This window comes from Pseudomonas chlororaphis (genome assembly GCA_001023535.1).
GTDB lineage: Bacteria > Pseudomonadota > Gammaproteobacteria > Pseudomonadales > Pseudomonadaceae > Aquipseudomonas > Aquipseudomonas chlororaphis_E.
Window position 1 is genome coordinate 1,649,925 of the sequence record CP011020.1, and the last position, 20,295, is coordinate 1,670,219.

General features: G+C 61.2%; 4 protein-coding genes. 1 reads left to right on the forward strand and 3 read right to left on the reverse strand.

The window, feature by feature from the left end; translation table 11 throughout:
* Positions 1–269 precede the first annotated feature (269 nt).
* The 3 genes from VM99_07110 to VM99_07120 are packed head-to-tail and all read right to left on the reverse strand — an operon-like array spanning position 270 to position 5,169.
* On the reverse strand, positions 270–1,637 hold the full coding sequence (locus VM99_07110; GenBank protein AKJ97841.1) for a hemolysin secretion protein D: 1,368 nt from the start codon (positions 1,635–1,637) through the stop codon (positions 270–272).
* Positions 1,627–3,783, reverse strand: coding sequence for an ABC transporter (locus tag VM99_07115; protein AKJ97842.1), 2,157 nt, complete (start codon positions 3,781–3,783; stop codon positions 1,627–1,629). Before VM99_07115 ends, VM99_07110 begins: the two co-directional genes overlap by 11 nt.
* 36 nt (positions 3,784–3,819) lie before the next feature.
* Complete coding sequence (locus VM99_07120; GenBank protein AKJ97843.1) at positions 3,820–5,169, reverse strand: channel protein TolC; 1,350 nt, start codon at positions 5,167–5,169, stop codon at positions 3,820–3,822.
* Between the two features lie 361 nt (positions 5,170–5,530).
* On the opposite strand from VM99_07120, the gene VM99_07125 reads away from it, so the two are divergent.
* A complete protein-coding gene (locus VM99_07125) occupies positions 5,531–20,272 on the forward strand; it encodes a large adhesive protein (GenBank protein AKJ97844.1) in 14,742 nt (4,913 codons plus the stop codon).
* Positions 20,273–20,295: the final 23 nt, after the last annotated feature.

The following is a 20,295-nucleotide window of genomic DNA, read 5'->3' on the forward strand; positions in this document are numbered from 1 at the left end:
GATATGGAGTTTTGGCAGGGGTCTGGTGGGGCGGGAGGCTCCCTTTCCACAGGACGTCAGTGTGCAAGCCGTGGCGAGGGAGCTTGCTCCCGCTGGGGGGCGCAGCGGCCCTGAACAGCGATGAGCGCTTCGCACTCAAGCGGGAGCAAGCTCCCTCGCCACAAGAGCCTCAAGCCTCAAGCCTCAAGCCTCAAGCCTCAAGCCTCAAGCCTCAAGCCTCAAGCCTCAAGCCTCAAGCCTCAAGCCTCAAGTCGCTAGGGTCAGGGCGTCTATCGCTCGTGCAACGCCTCGGCCCGGGCCTTGATGATGGGCTTGAGCAGGTAGCTGAGCACGGTTTTCTTGCCGGTGATGATGTCCACCGAGGCCACCATGCCGGGGATGATCAGCAGGGGCTTTTCATCGGTGCCCAGGTGGCTGCGTTCGGTGCGCAGCTTGATGATGTAGTAGGTGGTTTTCTTGTCTTCATCGGTGATGGTGTCGGCACCGATCTGTTCCAGCTTGGCTTTCAGGCCGCCGTAGATGGTGTAGTCGTAGGCGGTGAATTTCACCGTGGCGTCCTGGCCGGGGTGCAGGAAGGCGATGTCCTGGGGACGGATTTTCGCTTCCACCAGGATGGTGTCGTCCAGCGGCACGATTTCCACCAGGTCGCTGCCGGGCTGGATCACCCCACCGATGGTGTTCACCAGCATCTTGTTGACGATGCCCCGCACAGGCGAGGTGACCAGGGTCCGGCTGACCCGGTCCTCCAGTGCCTTGCCGGTGGCCTGGGCCTTGTTCAGGTCGGTGCGCGCCTCGTTGAGCTGGGTCAGGGCCTCACTGCGGAATTTGCCGCGGGTCTCGTCGATCTTGCGCTGCACTTCCTTGATCGCCGATTCGGCACGGGGGATCGCCAGCGTCGTCGCGTCCAGTTGCCCACGGGTTTCGACTTCCGCACGCTTGAGCCGCAGCACTTCCACCGGGGAGACCGCGCCCTGGGCCACCAGCGGCTCGGACATGTTGATTTCCTGGCGTTGCAGCGCCAGGCCGGAGCGGTACTGGGCCTGCTTGGACACGAACTCGCGCAGCTCCTGTTGGCGCTGGACCAGCTGTTCCTGCAAGCCGCCGATCTCGTCGTGCAACTGTTGGCGCCGGCTGATGTACAGCGACTCCTCGCTGGCGGCCTGGCCGGGCACGGCCTTGAGCACATCGGCCGGGAAATTCAGCGGTCGGTCGTCGACTTCGGCGCTCAAGCGCTCGACCCGCAGCAGCATGGACAAGCGATCGGCCTCGGTTTCCCCGACGTTGGAGACAAACCGTGTGTCATCCAGGCGAATCAACGGCGCGCCGGCCTCGACGATCTGCCCTTCCTTGACGAACAGCTCGGCGACGATACCGCCCTCCAGGTTCTGGATTTTCTGGATCTTGGACGACGGAATCGCCTTGCCGTCGCCCTTGGTCACCTCGTCGAGCACGGCGAAGTTGGCCCACACCATCAGGAACACGAAGAAGCCGATGATCCCCCAGATCGTCAGGCGCACCACCCGCGGGGCGTCTTCGATCAGGGCCTTGTTGACCTCCGGCAGAGGCTGGCCCTGCAACGACGCCGAGCCTTTGAAGTAACGGCCGACAGACTCCTTGAAACCCGATTTAAGCAACACTGATCTGCCCCTTCTTCAACGCTTCCATCACGACCGCTTTCGGGCCGTCGGCCAGGATCTGCCCGCGGTCGATCACCAACAGGCGATCCACCAGCGACAGCAGCGATGCCCGGTGCGTGACCAGCAGCACCGTCTTGTTTTCCACCACGGCGGCCAGGCGCTGCTTGAGGCGTTCTTCACCGGTGTTGTCCATGGCACTGGTGGGTTCGTCCAACAGCAGGATGGGCGGGTTGAGCAGCAACGCCCGAGCCAGGGCGACGTTCTGGCGCTGGCCGCCGGACAGGTTCTGCCCGCGCTCCCCCACTTGCAGCTCGTAGCCCTGCGGATGCAGGCGCGCGAACTCGTGCACGCCCGCCAGCTCGGCGGCCTGCAGCACCAGCTCGTCTTCCACGTAGCGGGCGCCGGAGGTCAGGTTGTCACGCAGGGTGCCGGCCAATAACTGGATGTCCTGGGGCACGTAGCCGACGTTGTAGCGCAGCTCACTGACGTCGATCTGGCGGATGTCCACGCCGTCCACCAGCAACGCACCGGCATCGGGCTGGTACAGGCCCACCAGCAACTTCGCCAGGGAACTCTTGCCCGAGCCGCTGCGGCCGATGATGCCGATCTTCTCGCCGGGCTTGATCACCAGGTTAATGTTCTTCAGCGCCGGGTTCTGCTGGTTCGGGTAGGTGAAGTCCAGTTGGCGGCATTCGATGGCGCCCTGCAGGACCTTGCGGCTCAGCGGCCGCTCTTCGAAATTGCGCTCCTGGGGCAGCTCCATCATCTGGTCGACCGAGGTCATGGTGACCCGCGCCTGCTGGTAGCGGGTCAGCAGGCCCGACAACGACGCCAGCGGGCTGAGGGCGCGGCCGCTGAGCATGTAGCAGGCGATCAGGCCGCCCATGCTCAGGTTGCCGGCGATGATCTGGTAGACGCCGAAGATGATCATGATCACACCGGCCAGTTGCTGGATCAGCAAGGTGATGTTCATCGCCAGGCCGGACAGCATCTTCACCCGCAGTTCGAGGCGGCTCAGGGTTCCGATGGTCTGTTCCCACTGGTACTGGCGCTCGCTCTCGGCGTTGTTGACCTTCACGGCGTCCAGGCCGGCCAGGGTTTCGATCAGGCTGGACTGACGCTCGGCGCCCAGGGCCATGGTCCGCTCCATGGTCGCCACCAGCGGCTTCTGCAACGCATAGCCGATCAACAGGGCAATCGGGAACGCCAGCACCGGGATCCACACCAGGTGCCCGCCGAGAATCGCAATGACCAGGAAGATCAGCAGGGTGAACGGCAAATCGATCAGGCTGGTCAGCGTCAGCGAGGCCAAGAAGTCCCGCAGGCTCTGGAACTCATGGATGTTCTGGGCAAAGCTGCCGACGCGCGCCGGGCGGTATTTCATGGCCATGCCGACGATGCGCTCGAACAGCGTGGCCGAGATGATCAGGTCGGTTTTCTTGCCGGCCAGGTCCAGGCACAAACTGCGCAGCATCTTGAGGATCAGGTCGAACAGATAGGCGCCGGTGATACCCACGGCCAGTACCCACAGGGTCGATTCGGCCTGGTTCGGCACGACGCGGTCGTAGACGTTCATCACGAACAGCGGCGCGGCCATGGCAATGATGTTGATCAGCAGGCTGGCGGCGATAGCATCGGCGTACAGCCAGCGGGATCGCTTGAGGGTGTCGCGAAACCAGGAGCGTGCCCGAGGGATCAGCGTGCCGTGGTTCACGTCAAATTTATGTTGCGGCTGCGCGAAGAAGACCTTGCCGCTGTAGTCGTCCGCCAGCAGTTCGCGGTTGATGGTCACTTCGCCGCCATCGCTTTCGCTGAGCAGCAAGCGCGCCTGGTCATCACCGACCCAGCCCAGCAGCACGGCACTTCGACCGTCCTTGAGCAACAACAGGGCCGGCATGGCAATGGTCGGAATCTGTTCGAGCTTGCGTTGCAGCACCCGCCCTTGCAGACCGGCACGGGCCGCCGCGCGCGACAATAATTCGACGCTCAAGCGCTGCTTGGGCAACGGCAAGCCGGTGGTGAGCATCGCCGCGCTGGCCGGCTTCTGGTGCAGCATGCAAAGCGCCAGCAGACCGTCCAGCAACGGGTCATCGTGCAGCGTGCGCGGATCATGGCTGAGTTTGACTCGACTGACTTCTGATTCCACGCTCGGCACTCTTGCTGGTTAAAACGGATGGGGAGCTTAATTCATCCCAGGCAACTGGACCTTGGGTTTCACGTCGTTCTGCACAACCGATGCCAACGGCGCGACGACCCCCTGACTTTTGAGCAACTGGCCCATGGTCGCCTTGATCCGGTACTGGGTGAACAGCTGCACGTTCTTGATTTCCACCAGGCGCCTGGAGGCGGTGAACAGCTCGTTTTCGCTGTCGAGCAAGTCGAGCAGGGTCCGCTCGCCAAGGCTGAACTGCTTCTGATAGGCGGTGCGCACGCTGGTGCTGCGGTCCACGTACTGCTGGGCGATCGGCACCTGGGCATTGGCATTGTTCATGGCGTTCCAGGCCAGGCCCAACTCTTCGTTGAGCTGGCGCAGGGCGTTGTTGCGGATGTCCAGGGCCTGGTTGGACAGGTACGACTTGGATTCCAGGTCAGCCTTGTTGCTGCCGCCGGCATACAGGTTGAAGCGCATGCGCAGCATGGCCTGCCATTCATTGTTGTGGCCGTTCTGGCCGTCCAGGTCGTTGTCGGCGGTGCGGCCCAGCTCAGCGTCGAAGCGAGGGTAGAAGCTCGACTTGGCGGCTTCGTACTGCTTCTCGGTGGCAACGATGTCCGCCTCGGCCGAACGCAGCACCGGGCTGTTTTCCAACATCTGATTGCGGGCTTCGTTGAGGTTGGCCGGCAGCAGCGCCATAAAATCGGCGGGGCGTTCCAGTTGGTCGGGCAGTTGGCCCACGGCGCTGAGGTAGTTGGTCTCGGCGTCGGCCAGGTTGGTCTGCTCGGTGATCAGGTTGTTGCGGGCCTGGGCCATGCGCGCTTCCGCCTGGTCGAGGTCGGCGCCACTGCCTACGCCACGGCTGGTGCGCAGCTTGATCTGGTCGAAGATGCGCTCATGGCTCTTGAGGTTTTCCTCGGCCAGGCGCACGAATTCGCGGCGGGTCAGCACGTCCAGGTACACCTGGGCGACGGTCAGGCCGGTGCGCTCGGAGGTGTCCAGCAGCGAATACGCGCGGGCGTTGACGGTGGCTTGTTGACGCCCCACTTCGCTGGACGTCGCAAAACCGTCAAAAACCATTTGCGTCAGGCGCAGGCTCGACTCGCTACGGTTCAGGGTTTCCCAATGATTGTTGCTGCCCGAGCGGGTGGTGACGCTGTCGGTGCCTTCGCGACCGTACCCGGCTGCAAGGTCCACTCTAGGCAGGTAGCCGCCCTTGGCCGCCTTGAGTTGATAGTCCGCCGCAAGGCGACTGTTAACGCCAGCCTGAATTTCAGGATGAACATCCAGCGCCTGTTGCATGGCCTGCGGCAAGGTTTGTGCTTGTACGAAACTGGCGGCGAGGGCGAAGGGTAAAGCCTTGAACAGAGGCGAACGCATGGTGGGATTTTTCCTGAAACTCTTGTCGTGGATCACAGCGAAACGTGGCGCTGCATCGGATGATGGCAACCGGAATGACCGTATGTCGGAAAGTTCGAAACAGGAAACGAATCGTGCACCGAATTAACAGGTCGCCGCTTAAATATCAATGTGACATTACCGAAGCGATTGTTTAGGATGGCCGGCATAAGGTCAATAGTTTGGCATAAACAAAAAGCTCGAAAAAACCAGCCAAAATATTGACATAGTAGAGCGTCAAAACAACCCCTATTTGCGAAACAAGAACGTCCAGACCGCTGCTGCCTTACAGGCTGTCGGGTCCATGGAAGTCTACTGAGCGTGGCACCCGGAGAAGTCTTCAATGAGCAGTGTTATTGCCGTTGTCAAAAGCATTGTTGGTCAGGTTTTCGTCGTATCCCCCGAGGGCATTCGGCGTGTACTCATTGAAGGTGATCGCCTGTACACGGGCGACCAGTTGGACACCGGCCCTGCGGGCGCCGTCACGTTGGAATTGGCCGACGGCCGCACGCTCGACCTGGGCCGCGACACCCAGTGGAGCGCCAATGCACCCGACTCTTCCACCGATCTCGCCGCCGCCACTGCCCAGGCCGCGCCGTCGGTAGAAGAACTGCAGCAGGCCATCGCCGCCGGTGCCGACCCGACGACAGCCCTGGAAGCCACCGCTGCCGGCGCCACCGCCGCGGGGACGGGCGGTGCCGCCGGTGGCGGTCACACCTTCGTGGCGCTGGACGCCACCGCTGGCAGCGTCGACCCTACCGTCGGTTTTCCAACGGAAGGCCTGAGCACGGCCGCCGCCACCACCACCGACCTCACTGGCCTGGATACCAACGCCAATGCCAATACCACCGCCAACGCGGTGGTCAACGCGACGATGACCCTGAGCGCCACGCCGACCCTGACAGAGGCTGGTGGTGTGTTGGTCTACACCGCAACCGTGACCCAGGCGCCACAGACCGCCCTGACCGTGACACTGTCCAACGGCTCCGTGATCGTGATTCCAGCGGGCCAGACAACCGGCACCGTCAACGTTCCGCTGGCGCCGAACGACACGGTCTACAACGACCCCACCCAAATCAGCGTGACCGTTACTGGCACCACGGGCGGTACCGGCATCGCCGTGACCCTGCCTACCGCGCCAGCCGTGACCCAGATCACCGACACCATCGACACCACCAACGTCACCCTGACCGCAGGCAACACGGTGACTGAAGGCGGCCAGATCACCTACACCGCGACCCTGACCAACCCGGCTCAAACTCCAGTGACCGTGACCTTGAGCAATGGCTCGGTCATCACCATCGCGGCAGGTCAGACTGCCGGCACCGTCACCGTCGACACCCCGGCCAACGACGTCTACAACAACGGCAGCACCGTCAGCACCACCATTACCGGGGCTACTGGCGGCAACTTTGAAAACCTGGTGCCAAGCACCACGCCAGCAGTCACTACGATTACCGATTCGGCTGATACCACTGGCCTGACCCTGTCCGCCAGCAACACCATCACCGAAGGCGGCCAGATCACCTACACCGCCACCTTGACCAACGCCGCTCAAACCCCGGTGACCGTGACCTTGAGCAATGGCTCGGTCATCACCATCGCTGCGGGCCAGACCGCCGGCACCGTCACCGTCGATACCCCGGCCAACGACGTCTACAACAATGGCAGCACCGTCAGCACCACCATTACCGGGGCTACTGGCGGCAACTTTGAAAACCTGGTGCCAAGCACCACGCCAGCAGTCACTACGATTACCGATTCGGCTGATACCACTGGCCTGACCCTGTCCGCCAGCAACACCATCACCGAAGGCGGCCAGATCACCTACACCGCCACCTTGACCAACGCCGCTCAAACCCCGGTGACCGTGACCTTGAGCAATGGCTCGGTCATCACCATCGCGGCAGGTCAGACTGCCGGCACCGTCACCGTCGACACCCCGGCTAACGACGTCTACAACAACGGCAGCACCGTCAGCACCACCATTACCGGTGCCACCGGCGGCAACTTCGAGAACCTGGTACCGAGCACCACGCCAGCGGTCACTACGATCACCGATTCGACGGACACTACCGATCTGAGTCTGTCGGCATCCACCGAAGTGGCAGAGGGCGGTCAGATCCTCTACACCGCGACACTGACCAACCCTGCCGGTACCCCAGTCACCGTGACGCTGAGCAACGGCGCCGTGATCAACATCGCGGCCGGTGCAACCACTGGTTCCGTGGCTGTGGACGCGCCAAAAGACGACGTCTACAAGGACGCCGGCAAGGTCGAAGTCAGCATCGATAAAGCCGTTGGCGGTAACTTCGAAAACCTGGTTCCGAGCACTGCCCCAGCAGTGACTGATGTCACCGACACCATCGACACCAGCACTGTTTCGCTCACTGCGACGTCGACGGTGGCCGAAGGTGGCACCGTCGTTTACACCGCTTCGGTTAATGCCCCGGTGACTGATGCTCCGCTGGTTGTAACACTGAGCAACGGCCAGACCATCACTATCCCCGTGGGCGCAAGCTCCGCGTCGGTAAACTTCGTTGCGCCAAACGATGCCCTCGCCGGCGGCGACAACTTGAGCGTCAAAATTGACGACGCTCAGGGCGGCAACTACGAAAATCTGGTTGCAGATAAAACCCCAGCTGAAACCTCGGTGACTGACGTACAGGACACCACCGGTCTTAGCCTGAGCGCTACCGGCACCGTCGCCGAAGGTGGCTCGATCGTTTACACCGCGACCCTGACTAATGCAGCCGGCACCCCAGTGACCGTCACGTTGAGCAACGGCGCCGTGATCAACATCGCGGCAGGTGCAACAACCGGCACTGTGACCGTCGACGCGCCGAAAGACGACGTCTACAAAGACGCCGGCAAGGTTGAAGTCAGCATCGACAAAGCCACGGGTGGCAACTTCGAGAACCTCGTTCCGAGCACTACTCCAGCGGTCACTGACGTTACCGATACTATCGATACGTCAACCGTCAGCCTGACGGCCACCTCGACCGTGGCTGAAGGCGGAACCGTTGTCTACACCGCTTCGGTTAATGCCCCAGTGACTGACGCTCCGTTGGTCGTCACTTTGTCGAATGGCCAGACCATCACCATCCCAGTGGGCGCAAGCTCTGCTTCGGTGAACTTCGTTGCGCCAAACGACGCCCTCGCTGGCGGCGACAACTTGAGCGTCAAGATCGATGACGCCCAGGGCGGCAACTACGAAAATCTGGTTGCAGATAAAACTCCAGCTGAAACTACGGTTACAGACACCCAAGACACTACCGGCCTGACGCTTTCCGCAACTGACACAGTGGCTGAAGGTGGCTCGATCGTTTACACCGCTACTCTGACCAACGCCGCCGGCACACCAGTGACTGTGACGCTGAGCAATGGTGCGGTCATCAACATCGCGGCTGGTGCGACCACTGGCACTGTGACCGTCGACGCACCGAAGGACGACGTCTACAAAGACGCCGGCAAGGTCGAAGTCAGCATCGATAAAGCCACTGGCGGCAACTTCGAGAATTTGGTGCCGAGCACCACGCCAGCGGTAACAGATGTCACTGACACCATCGACACCAGCACTGTCTCGCTCACGGCGACTTCGACCGTCGCTGAAGGCGGTACCGTGGTCTACACCGCATCGGTCAACGCCCCAGTCACTGACGCTCCGTTGGTCGTCACGCTGAGCAACGGTCAAACCATCACCATTCCGGTCGGCGCAAGCTCCGCTTCGGTGAACTTCGTTGCACCGAACGACGCCCTCGCCGGCGGCGATAACTTGAGCGTCAAGATCGATGACGCACAGGGCGGCAACTACGAAAAACTCACCATCGATGGCAAAACCGCTGACACCACCGTTACGGATACTCAGGACACTACCGGTCTGACCTTGAGTGCGACTGATTCGGTTGCTGAAGGCGGTTCGATTGTTTACACCGCAACCCTGACCAACGCCGCCGGCACGCCAGTGACTGTGACGCTGAGCAATGGCGCGGTGATCAACATCGCGGCCGGTGCGACCACCGGCACTGTGACCGTCGACGCACCGAAGGATGACGTCTACAAAGACGCCGGCAAAGTTGAAGTCAGCATCGATAAAGCCGTTGGCGGTAACTTCGAAAACTTGGTGCCTAGCACCACGCCAGCGGTGACTGATGTCACCGACACCATCGACACCAGCACTGTTTCGCTCACTGCGACGTCGACGGTGGCCGAAGGTGGCACCGTGGTTTATACCGCCTCGGTTAATGCCCCAGTGACTGAGGCGCCACTGGTCGTCACTTTGTCGAATGGCCAGACCATCACCATCCCAGTGGGCGCAAGCTCTGCTTCGGTGAACTTCGTTGCACCGAATGATGCACTCGCTGGCGGCGATAACCTGAGCGTCAAAATTGATGACGCCCAGGGCGGCAACTACGAAAAACTCGCCATCGACGGTAAAACTGCTGACACCACCGTTACCGACACGCAGGACACTACAGGCCTGACCTTGAGTGCGACTGATTCGGTTGCTGAAGGTGGCTCGATTGTTTACACCGCAACCCTGACCAACGCCGCCGGCACCCCAGTGACTGTGACACTGAGCAATGGCGCGGTGATCAACATCGCGGCCGGTGCGACCACCGGCACTGTGACCGTCGACGCACCGAAGGACGACGTCTACAAAGACGCCGGCAAAGTTGAAGTCAGCATCGATAAAGCCGTTGGCGGTAACTTCGAAAACTTGGTGCCGAGCACCACGCCAGCGGTGACTGATGTCACCGACACCATCGACACCAGCACTGTTTCGCTCACTGCGACTTCGACCGTCGCTGAAGGCGGTACCGTGGTCTACACCGCATCGGTAAACGCCCCGGTCACTGAAGCGCCGCTGGTCGTCACGCTGAGCAACGGCCAAACCATCACCATCCCAGTGGGCGCAAGCTCTGCTTCGGTGAACTTCGTTGCACCGAACGACGCCCTCGCCGGCGGCGATAGCCTGAGCGTCAAGATCGATGACGCCCAGGGCGGCAACTACGAAAAACTCGCCATTGATGGCAAAACCGCTGAGACCACGGTTACCGATACCCAAGACACCACCGGCCTGACGCTTTCCGCAACCGACACTGTGGCTGAGGGCGGCTCGATCGTTTACACCGCTACCCTGACCAACGCCGCCGGCACGCCAGTGACTGTGACGCTGAGCAATGGCGCGGTGATCAACATCGCCGCTGGTGCAACCACCGGTACCGTCACTGTCGACGCGCCAAAAGACGACGTCTACAAAGACGCCGGCAAAGTTGAAGTCAGCATCGACAAGGCCACGGGCGGTAACTTCGAGAACCTCGTTCCGAGCACTACTCCAGCGGTCACTGACGTTACCGACACCATCGACACCAGCACTGTTTCGCTCACTGCGACTTCGACGGTGGCCGAAGGTGGCACCGTCGTTTACACCGCCTCGGTTAATGCCCCGGTGACTGACGCTCCGTTGGTCGTCACTTTGTCGAATGGCCAGACCATCACCATCCCCGTGGGCGCAAGCTCTGCTTCGGTGAACTTCGTTGCACCAAACGACGCCCTCGCCGGCGGCGATAACCTGAGCGTCAAGATCGATGACGCCCAGGGCGGTAACTACGAAAAACTTGCCATCGATGGCAAAACTGCTGACACCACCGTTACCGACACCCAGGACACTACCGGTCTGACCTTGAGTGCGACTGATTCGGTTGCTGAAGGCGGCTCGATCGTTTACACCGCTACTCTGACCAACGCCGCCGGCACCCCAGTGACTGTGACGCTGAGCAATGGTGCGGTCATCAACATCGCGGCTGGTGCGACCACTGGCACCGTCACTGTCGATGCACCGAAGGACGATGTCTACAAAGATGCTGGCAAGGTTGAAGTCAGTATCGACAAGGCCACGGGTGGCAACTTCGAGAACCTGGTTCCGAGCACTACCCCTGCTGTGACTGACGTTACCGATACCATCGACACCAGTACCGTTTCGCTTACTGCGACTTCGACCGTGGCCGAAGGTGGCACTGTCGTTTACACCGCATCGGTAAACGCCCCGGTCACTGAAGAGCCGCTGGTCGTCACGCTGAGCAACGGCCAAACCATCACCATCCCAGTGGGCGCAAGCTCCGCGTCGGTGAACTTCGTTGCACCGAACGACGCGCTCGCCGGCGGCGATAACCTGAGCGTCAAGATCGATGACGCCCAGGGCGGCAACTACGAAAAACTTGCCATCGACGGTAAAACTGCTGACACCACCGTTACCGACACCCAGGACACTACAGGCCTGACCTTGAGTGCGACTGACTCGGTTGCTGAAGGTGGCTCGATTGTTTACACCGCTACTCTGACTAATGCGGCCGGCACACCAGTGACTGTGACGCTGAGCAATGGCGCGGTGATCAACATCGCGGCTGGTGCGACCACCGGCACCGTCACCGTCGATGCACCGAAGGATGACGTCTATAAGGACGCCGGCAAGGTTGAAGTCAGCATCGACAAGGCCACAGGCGGTAACTTCGAGAACCTGGTTCCGAGCACTACCCCTGCTGTGACTGACGTTACCGACACCATCGATACATCGACCGTCAGCCTGTCGGCCACCTCGACCGTGGCTGAAGGTGGCACCGTGGTTTATACCGCCTCGGTTAATGCCCCCGTGACTGACACTCCGTTGGTTGTCACGCTGAGCAATGGCCAAATCATCACCATCCCGGTTGGCGCAAGCTCCGCTTCGGTGAACTTCGTTGCGCCAAACGACGCCCTCGCCGGCGGCGATAATCTGAGCGTCAAGATTGATGACGCCCAAGGCGGTAACTACGAAAAACTCGCCATCGATGGCAAAACCGCTGACACCACCGTTACCGATACCCAAGACACTACAGGCCTGACCTTGAGTGCGACTGATTCGGTTGCTGAAGGTGGCTCGATCGTTTACACCGCAACCCTGACCAACGCCGCCGGCACCCCAGTGACCGTCACGTTGAGCAACGGCGCCGTGATCAACATCGCCGCTGGTGCGACCACCGGTACCGTAACTGTCGACGCGCCGAAGGATGACGTCTACAAAGATGCTGGCAAGGTCGAAGTCAGCATCGACAAGGCCTCAGGCGGTAACTTCGAAAACCTGGTTCCGAGCACCACTCCGGCTGTCACTGACGTTACCGATACCATCGACACCAGCACCGTTTCACTTACTGCGACTTCGACGGTGGCCGAAGGTGGCACTGTCGTTTACACCGCTTCGGTTAATGCCCCAGTGACTGACGCTCCGTTGGTCGTCACTTTGTCGAATGGCCAGACCATCACCATCCCGGTCGGCGCAAGTTCTGCTTCGGTGAACTTCGTTGCACCAAACGACGCCCTCGCCGGCGGCGACAACTTGAGCGTCAAGATCGACGATGCCCAGGGCGGCAACTACGAAAAACTTGCCATCGATGGCAAAACCGCTGACACCACCGTTACGGATACCCAAGACACTACCGGTCTGACGCTTTCCGCAACCGACACTGTCGCTGAAGGCGGCTCGATCGTTTACACCGCAACCCTGACCAACGCCGCCGGCACGCCAGTGACTGTGACACTGAGCAATGGCGCGGTGATCAACATCGCGGCTGGTGCAACCACTGGCACCGTCACCGTTGATGCGCCTAAAGACGACGTCTACAAAGACGCGGGCAAAGTTGAAGTCAGCATCGATAAAGCCACAGGCGGCAACTTCGAGAATTTGGTGCCGAGCACCACTCCAGCGGTAACAGATGTCACTGACACCATCGACACCAGTACCGTTTCGCTCACCGCGACTTCGACGGTGGCCGAAGGTGGCACTGTCGTTTACACCGCTTCGGTTAATGCCCCAGTGACTGACGCTCCGTTGGTCGTCACTTTGTCGAATGGCCAGACCATCACCATCCCGGTCGGCGCAAGTTCTGCTTCGGTGAACTTCGTTGCACCAAACGACGCCCTCGCCGGCGGCGACAACTTGAGCATCAAGATCGACGATGCCAAGGGCGGCAACTACGAAAATCTGGTTGCAGATAAAACTCCAGCCGAAACTACGGTTACAGACACCCAAGACACTACCGGTCTGACGCTTTCCGCAACCGACACTGTTGCTGAAGGCGGTTCGATTGTTTACACCGCGACCCTGACCAATGCGGCTGGCACACCAGTGACCGTCACGCTGAGCAACGGCGCCGTGATTAACATCGCGGCCGGTGCGACCACTGGCACTGTCACTGTCGACGCGCCAAAAGACGACGTCTACAAAGACGCCGGCAAGGTTGAAGTCAGCATCGACAAGGCCACGGGTGGCAACTTCGAGAACCTCGTTCCGAGCACTACTCCAGCGGTCACTGACGTTACCGACACCATCGACACATCGACCGTCAGTCTGTCGGCCACTTCGACCGTCGCCGAAGGCGGTACCGTGGTCTACACCGCCTCGGTCAACGCGCCAGTCACTGACGCTCCGCTGGTCGTCACTTTGTCGAATGGCCAGACCATCACCATCCCAGTAGGCGCAAGCTCTGCTTCGGTGAACTTCGTTGCACCGAACGATGCGCTCGCCGGCGGCGACAACTTGAGCGTCAAGATCGACGATGCCAAGGGCGGCAACTACGAAAATCTGGTTGCAGATAAAACTCCAGCCGAAACTACGGTTACAGACACCCAAGACACTACCGGTCTGACGCTTTCCGCAACCGACACTGTGGCTGAGGGCGGCTCGATCGTTTACACCGCTACTCTGACCAACGCCGCCGGCACACCAGTGACCGTCACGCTGAGCAACGGCGCAGTGATCAACATCGCGGCCGGTGCGACCACTGGCACTGTCACTGTCGACGCGCCAAAAGACGACGTCTACAAAGACGCCGGCAAGGTTGAAGTCAGCATCGACAAGGCCACGGGTGGCAACTTCGAGAACCTCGTTCCGAGCACTACTCCAGCGGTCACTGACGTTACCGACACCATCGACACATCGACCGTCAGTCTGTCGGCCACTTCGACCGTCGCCGAAGGCGGTACCGTGGTCTACACCGCCTCGGTCAACGCGCCAGTCACTGACGCTCCGCTGGTCGTCACTTTGTCGAATGGCCAGACCATCACCATCCCAGTAGGCGCAAGCTCTGCTTCGGTGAACTTCGTTGCACCGAACGATGCGCTCGCCGGCGGCGACAACTTGAGCGTCAAGATCGACGATGCCAAGGGCGGCAACTACGAAAATCTGGTTGCAGATAAAACTCCAGCCGAAACTACGGTTACAGACACCCAAGACACTACCGGTCTGACGCTTTCCGCAACTGACACTGTGGCCGAGGGCGGTTCGATCGTTTACACCGCTACTCTGACCAATGCAGCCGGCACACCAGTGACCGTCACGCTGAGCAACGGCGCAGTCATCAACATCGCCGCTGGTGCAACTACCGGTACCGTCACTGTCGACGCGCCAAAAGACGACGTCTACAAAGACGCCGGCAAGGTCGAAGTCAGCATCGACAAGGCCACGGGTGGCAACTTCGAAAACTTGGTGCCTAGCACCACGCCAGCGGTGACTGACGTTACCGATACCATCGACACCAGCACCGTTTCGCTTACTGCGACTTCGACTGTGGCCGAAGGTGGCACCGTCGTTTACACCGCTTCGGTCAACGCGCCAGTCACTGACGCGCCATTGGTCGTCACCTTGTCGAATGGCCAGACCATCACCATTCCCGTGGGCGCAAGTTCTGCTTCGGTGAACTTCGTTGCGCCAAACGACGCCCTCGCTGGCGGCGATAACCTGAGCGTCAAGATTGATGACGCCCAGGGCGGTAACTACGAAAAACTTGCCATCGACGGTAAAACTGCTGACACCACCCTTACCGACACCCAGGACACTACAGGCCTGACCTTGAGTGCGACTGACTCGGTTGCTGAAGGTGGCTCGATTGTTTACACCGCTACTCTGACTAATGCGGCCGGCACACCAGTGACTGTGACGCTGAGCAATGGCGCGGTGATCAACATCGCGGCTGGTGCAACCACTGGCACCGTCACTGTCGACGCGCCTAAAGACGACGTCTACAAGGATGCCGGCAAGGTTGAAGTCAGCATCGATAAAGCCACTGGCGGTAACTTCGAAAACCTGGTTCCGAGCACTGCCCCAGCAGTGACTGACGTCACCGACACCATCGACACATCGACCGTCAGCCTGTCCGCCACTTCGACCGTCGCCGAAGGCGGCACCGTGGTCTACACCGCGTCGGTCAACGCGCCAGTCACTGACGCGCCATTGGTCGTCACTTTGTCGAATGGCCAGACCATCACCATCCCGGTCGGCGCAAGTTCTGCTTCGGTGAACTTCGTTGCGCCAAACGACGCCCTCGCTGGCGGCGATAACCTGAGCGTCAAGATCGATGACGCACAGGGCGGCAACTACGAAAAACTCGCCATCGATGGCAAAACCGCTGACACCACCGTTACCGATACCCAAGACACTACAGGCCTGACCTTGAGTGCGACTGATTCGGTTGCTGAAGGTGGCTCGATTGTTTACACCGCGACCCTGACCAACGCCGCTGGCACGCCAGTGACTGTGACACTGAGCAATGGTGCGGTCATCAACATCGCCGCCGGTGCAACCACCGGCACTGTGACCGTCGACGCGCCGAAGGATGACGTCTATAAAGATGCTGGCAAAGTTGAAGTCAGCATCGATAAGGCGGTTGGCGGTAACTTCGAGAACCTCGTTCCGAGCACTACTCCAGCCGTGACCAATGTCACCGACACCATCGACACATCGACCGTCAGCCTGTCCGCCACTTCGACCGTCGCCGAAGGCGGCACCGTGGTCTACACCGCCTCGGTCAACGCCCCGGTCACCAACGCGCCGCTGGTCGTCACGCTGAGCAACGGCCAGACCATCACCATTCCCGTGGGCGCAAGCTCCGCGTCGGTGAACTTCGTTGCGCCAAACGACACCCTCGCCGGCGGCAACCACCTGAGCGTCAAGATCGATGACGCACAGGGCGGCAACTACGAAAAACTCGCCATCGACGGCAAAACCGCTGACACCACCGTTACCGATACCCAGGACACCACCGGCCTGAGCCTGAGCGCTACCGGTACCGTGGCCGAGGGTGGTCAGATCACCTACACCGCGACCCTGACCAACGCAGCCGGTACACCTGTCGACGTTACCCTGAGCAATGGCGCCGTCATTCACATCGACGCCGGCAAAACCACCGGCACCGTCACTGTCGACGCGCCTAAAGACGACGTCTACAAAGACGCCGGCAAGGTCGAAGTCAGTATCGATAAAGCAACAGGCGGTAACTTCGAGCACCTGGTGCCAAGTACCACTCCAGCCGTGACCAATGTCACCGACACCATCGACACCAGTACTGTCAGCATCAGCGGCAGCACGTCGGTCACTGAAGGCCAGACCGCTACGTACACCGTCAGCCTGACGAACCCGGCGCAAACCGAGGTGACGCTCAAGATCGTCTACAGCGGCACCGCCGCCGACGGCTCGGACTTCACCGGCGTCTACACCGTGAAGATCCCGGCCAACGGCACCAGCGCCACCTTCAACGTGGCCACGCTGGACGACAAGATCACCGAAGGCACGGAAAACTTCGTGGTCAAGATCGACTCGGCCACCGGCGGCAACTTCGAGAACCTGGCAATCAGCGGCACCAATGGCAGCGTCAGCACCTCGATCATCGACAACGATGCGCCACCGGTACTCGACCTGGATGCCAACAACTCCAGCGGCAAGACCGGCGCTGACTATCAGGTGACCTTCACCGAAGGCACCCCTGGCCAGGGCGTGTCGATTGGCGACACTGACCTGAAAATCACCGACCCGGACAGCACCATGCTGACCGGCGCCACCATCGTGCTGACCAACCGTCAGCCCGGCGATGCGCTGAACCTGGGCAACAGCGTCAATGGCATCAGCATCAACGCCAACAGCACCAACGGTACGGTCACGCTGACCCTGTCCGGCAACGCGACGCTCGCCGACTACATGCAGCAGATCAAGAACATCAGCTTCACCAACAGCAGCGATGACCCAAGCACCGTCCCGCGCATCATCACCGTGACCGTGACCGACGGCACCAGTTACTCCAACACCGCCACCACCACCGTGAACGTGGTCGGGGTCAACGATGCACCGGTGGCCACCGGCGGTGCGGTGACCGGTACCGAGGACACTTCGCTGGTCCTCGGCTGGTCGACCTTCGGCGTCAGCGACCTGGACAGCCCGGCAGCAAGCCTGGGTGTGAAAATCACCGGCCTGCCCAGCGACGGCAAGTTGCAGTACCTTGATGGCGCAACCTGGAAGGACGTGGCCAACAACCAGACCTTCACCAAGGCTGACATCGATGCCGGCAAGCTGCGCTTCACGCCGGACGCCAACGAATCCGGTGCCAACGGCAACCCGGCCGGCGTGGGCGATCAAAAGGCCGATTACGCACAGATCAGCTTCCAGCCCACCGACGGCCAGGCGCTGGGCACTACCGGCACCGTGAAGATCGACATCACACCCGTTGCCGACGCCCCGACCCTCAACGTGGCCGGCAACAGCGTGACCTCCACCGGCCTGATCAAGGAAGTCTGGACCGGCCTGTCTGGCCTGGGCACCGATGGCAGCGGCGCGCCGTCCGGCACCCTCAAGTCGGTGATCGATGCTGCCGGTACGCCGAACAGCAGCAGCACCGTGACCAACGTGCAGTCCGACAGCAACGTGAACCCTGGCACGGCGTCGAAAACTTCCGGTCTGATTTACCTCGAAGCCGGCAAGACCTACACCTTCAGCGGCACCGGCGACGACAGCCTGTTGGTGACCGTCGGCGGCAAGGACGTGGCGGCGATTACCTGGGGCGCGGGCGGCAAGCTGAACGGCTCGTTCACGCCGACCACCAGCGGCTACTACACCCTGGACATCTACCACCACAACCAGACCGGCCCGGGCAGCTATGACGTGAACCTGTCGGTCAACGGCGGCACGGCGGTCGACCTGAGCAGTGCTGGCGTACCGCTGTACACCGGCGTGGCTGACCTGGCGAATGCCGGCGTGACGGTCTCCGACCTGCACGGCAGCAATGGCGAGGGTTACTACGACGGCTACAAGCTCAACGAAGGCGCCGAAGGCTCCAGCGTGCACCTGTCGAAGATCACCACCGCCCTGACCGACACCGACGGCTCCGAAAGCCTGAGCGTGAAAGTCGGCGGTATCCCTGAAGGCAGCGTGCTGACCGATGGCGCGGGCCACACCGCGACCGTGGGCAGCAGCGGCGAAGCCTCGATCACCGGCTGGAACCTGGGCAGCCTGACCTTGACGCCACCGGCGTACTACAACGGCAAGTTCAACGTGACCGTGACGTCGACGGCCACCGAGGCCCTGGGAGGCTCGGCGGTCACCACGGCCCAGATCCCGGTTACCGTGTACCCGGCCGTCTACAACGCCACCACCGCGACCTCCGCCAGTGACAACGTCGTCGGCACCGACGCCAACGACATCATTGTCGCCGACATCGGCGGCCTGACCGTGGTACCGGGCGTCAACTACAACATCGCCTTCATGGTCGACAGCTCCGGCAGCATGAGTTCCTCGTCCATCACCGCGGCCAAGGATTCGCTGACGTCGGTGTTCAACACCCTCAAGCAAAGCCTGGGCAGCAACTCCGGCACGGTGAACATCTTCCTGGCCGACTTCGACGCCCAGGTGAACAAGACCGTTTCGGTGAACCTCAACGACCCGAATGCCCTGACACTGCTCAAGGGCGTGCTGAACTCCATGGTTTCCGGCGGCGGCACCAACTACGAGGACGTGTTCAAGACCACGGCCAACTGGTTCAAGAGCACCGAGGCCATGGCCAACACCGGCGCGAAGAACCTGACGTACTTCATCACCGACGGCCAGCCGACGTTCTACCAGGCCGGCGAGCAGACGAACCCGACCCTGTATGGCGATGTGAAGCTGGACAGCCTCATCACCACCAACAACTACAAGCTTGGGCAAACCTTCAGCGCCGATCTGGACAGCAAGCACCGCGTGCAGGTCGATAGCAGCGGCAACGTCACGCTGCAGACCTGGCAGAAGTCGTGGGGCGGCTACTGGAGCAGCGAGGAACTGGGCACCCTGCACGCCCAAGGGGACGGCACCTATGAACTGTCCTACCTCAGCGGCACCGGCAACAGCACCGACTCGGCCACCAGCAGCAACTCCCTGAGTGCCTTTGCGCTGCTCAGCTCGGTGTCCGGCGTGGAAGCCATCGGCCTGAACCAGGGCGTGACCCTGGCCGACCTCAAGCCCTACGACTCGGACCAGACGCCGCAGACCAACATCGACCCGAAAAACCTGGCCAACTCGATCATCGGCCACACCGAAGCGACCCTGCCGGGGGCCGACACCGTCAATGGCGGCGATGGCCACGACATCCTGTTCGGCGACCTGGTGAGCTTCAACGGCATTGCCGGCGAGGGTTACCAGGCCATCCAGGCGTTCGTTGCCCAGCAGAACGGCGTGGACGTGAGCAAAGTCACCACCAGCAACGTGCACCAGTACATCACCGAACACTACACCGCGTTCGATGTGTCGGGTGCCCACGATGGCAATGACACCCTGCTCGGCGGCGCCGGCAACGACATCATCTTTGGCCAGGGCGGCAACGACCTGCTCGACGGTGGCAAGGGCAACGACATCCTGCTCGGTGGCACCGGCAACGACACGCTGATTGGCGGCCAGGGCAATGACACCCTGATCGGTGGCTTGGGCGGCGATACCTTTGTCTGGAAGTCCGGTGACACCGGCACTGACGTGATCAAGGACTTCAAGGCCGCTGAAGGTGACCGGATCGACCTGCGGGATCTATTGCAGGGCGAAAGCGGCAGCACCATCGACCACTTCCTGAAAATCAGCACGGTCGATGGCGTGTCGTCGCTGCAAGTGAGCAGCTCCGGCCAGTTCAACACCGGCAACGCCGCGGCGACGCCGGACGTGACGATCAAGCTGGAAGGCAACAACTGGTCGAGCGTCAACCTGAACTCGTTGATCGCCGGCAGCGACCCGACCATCAAGATCGATCACAACAACAGCTGAACCTGACACAAACCGGTGGCGAG

Bases quoted from the DNA above. Each gene is read 5' to 3' on its own strand.
- VM99_07120 (AKJ97843.1), bottom strand. From the start codon at position 5,169: ATGCGTTCGCCTCTGTTCAAGGCTTTACCCTTCGCCCTCGCCGCCAGT.
- VM99_07125 (AKJ97844.1), top strand. From the start codon at position 5,531: ATGAGCAGTGTTATTGCCGTTGTCAAAAGCATTGTTGGTCAGGTTTTC.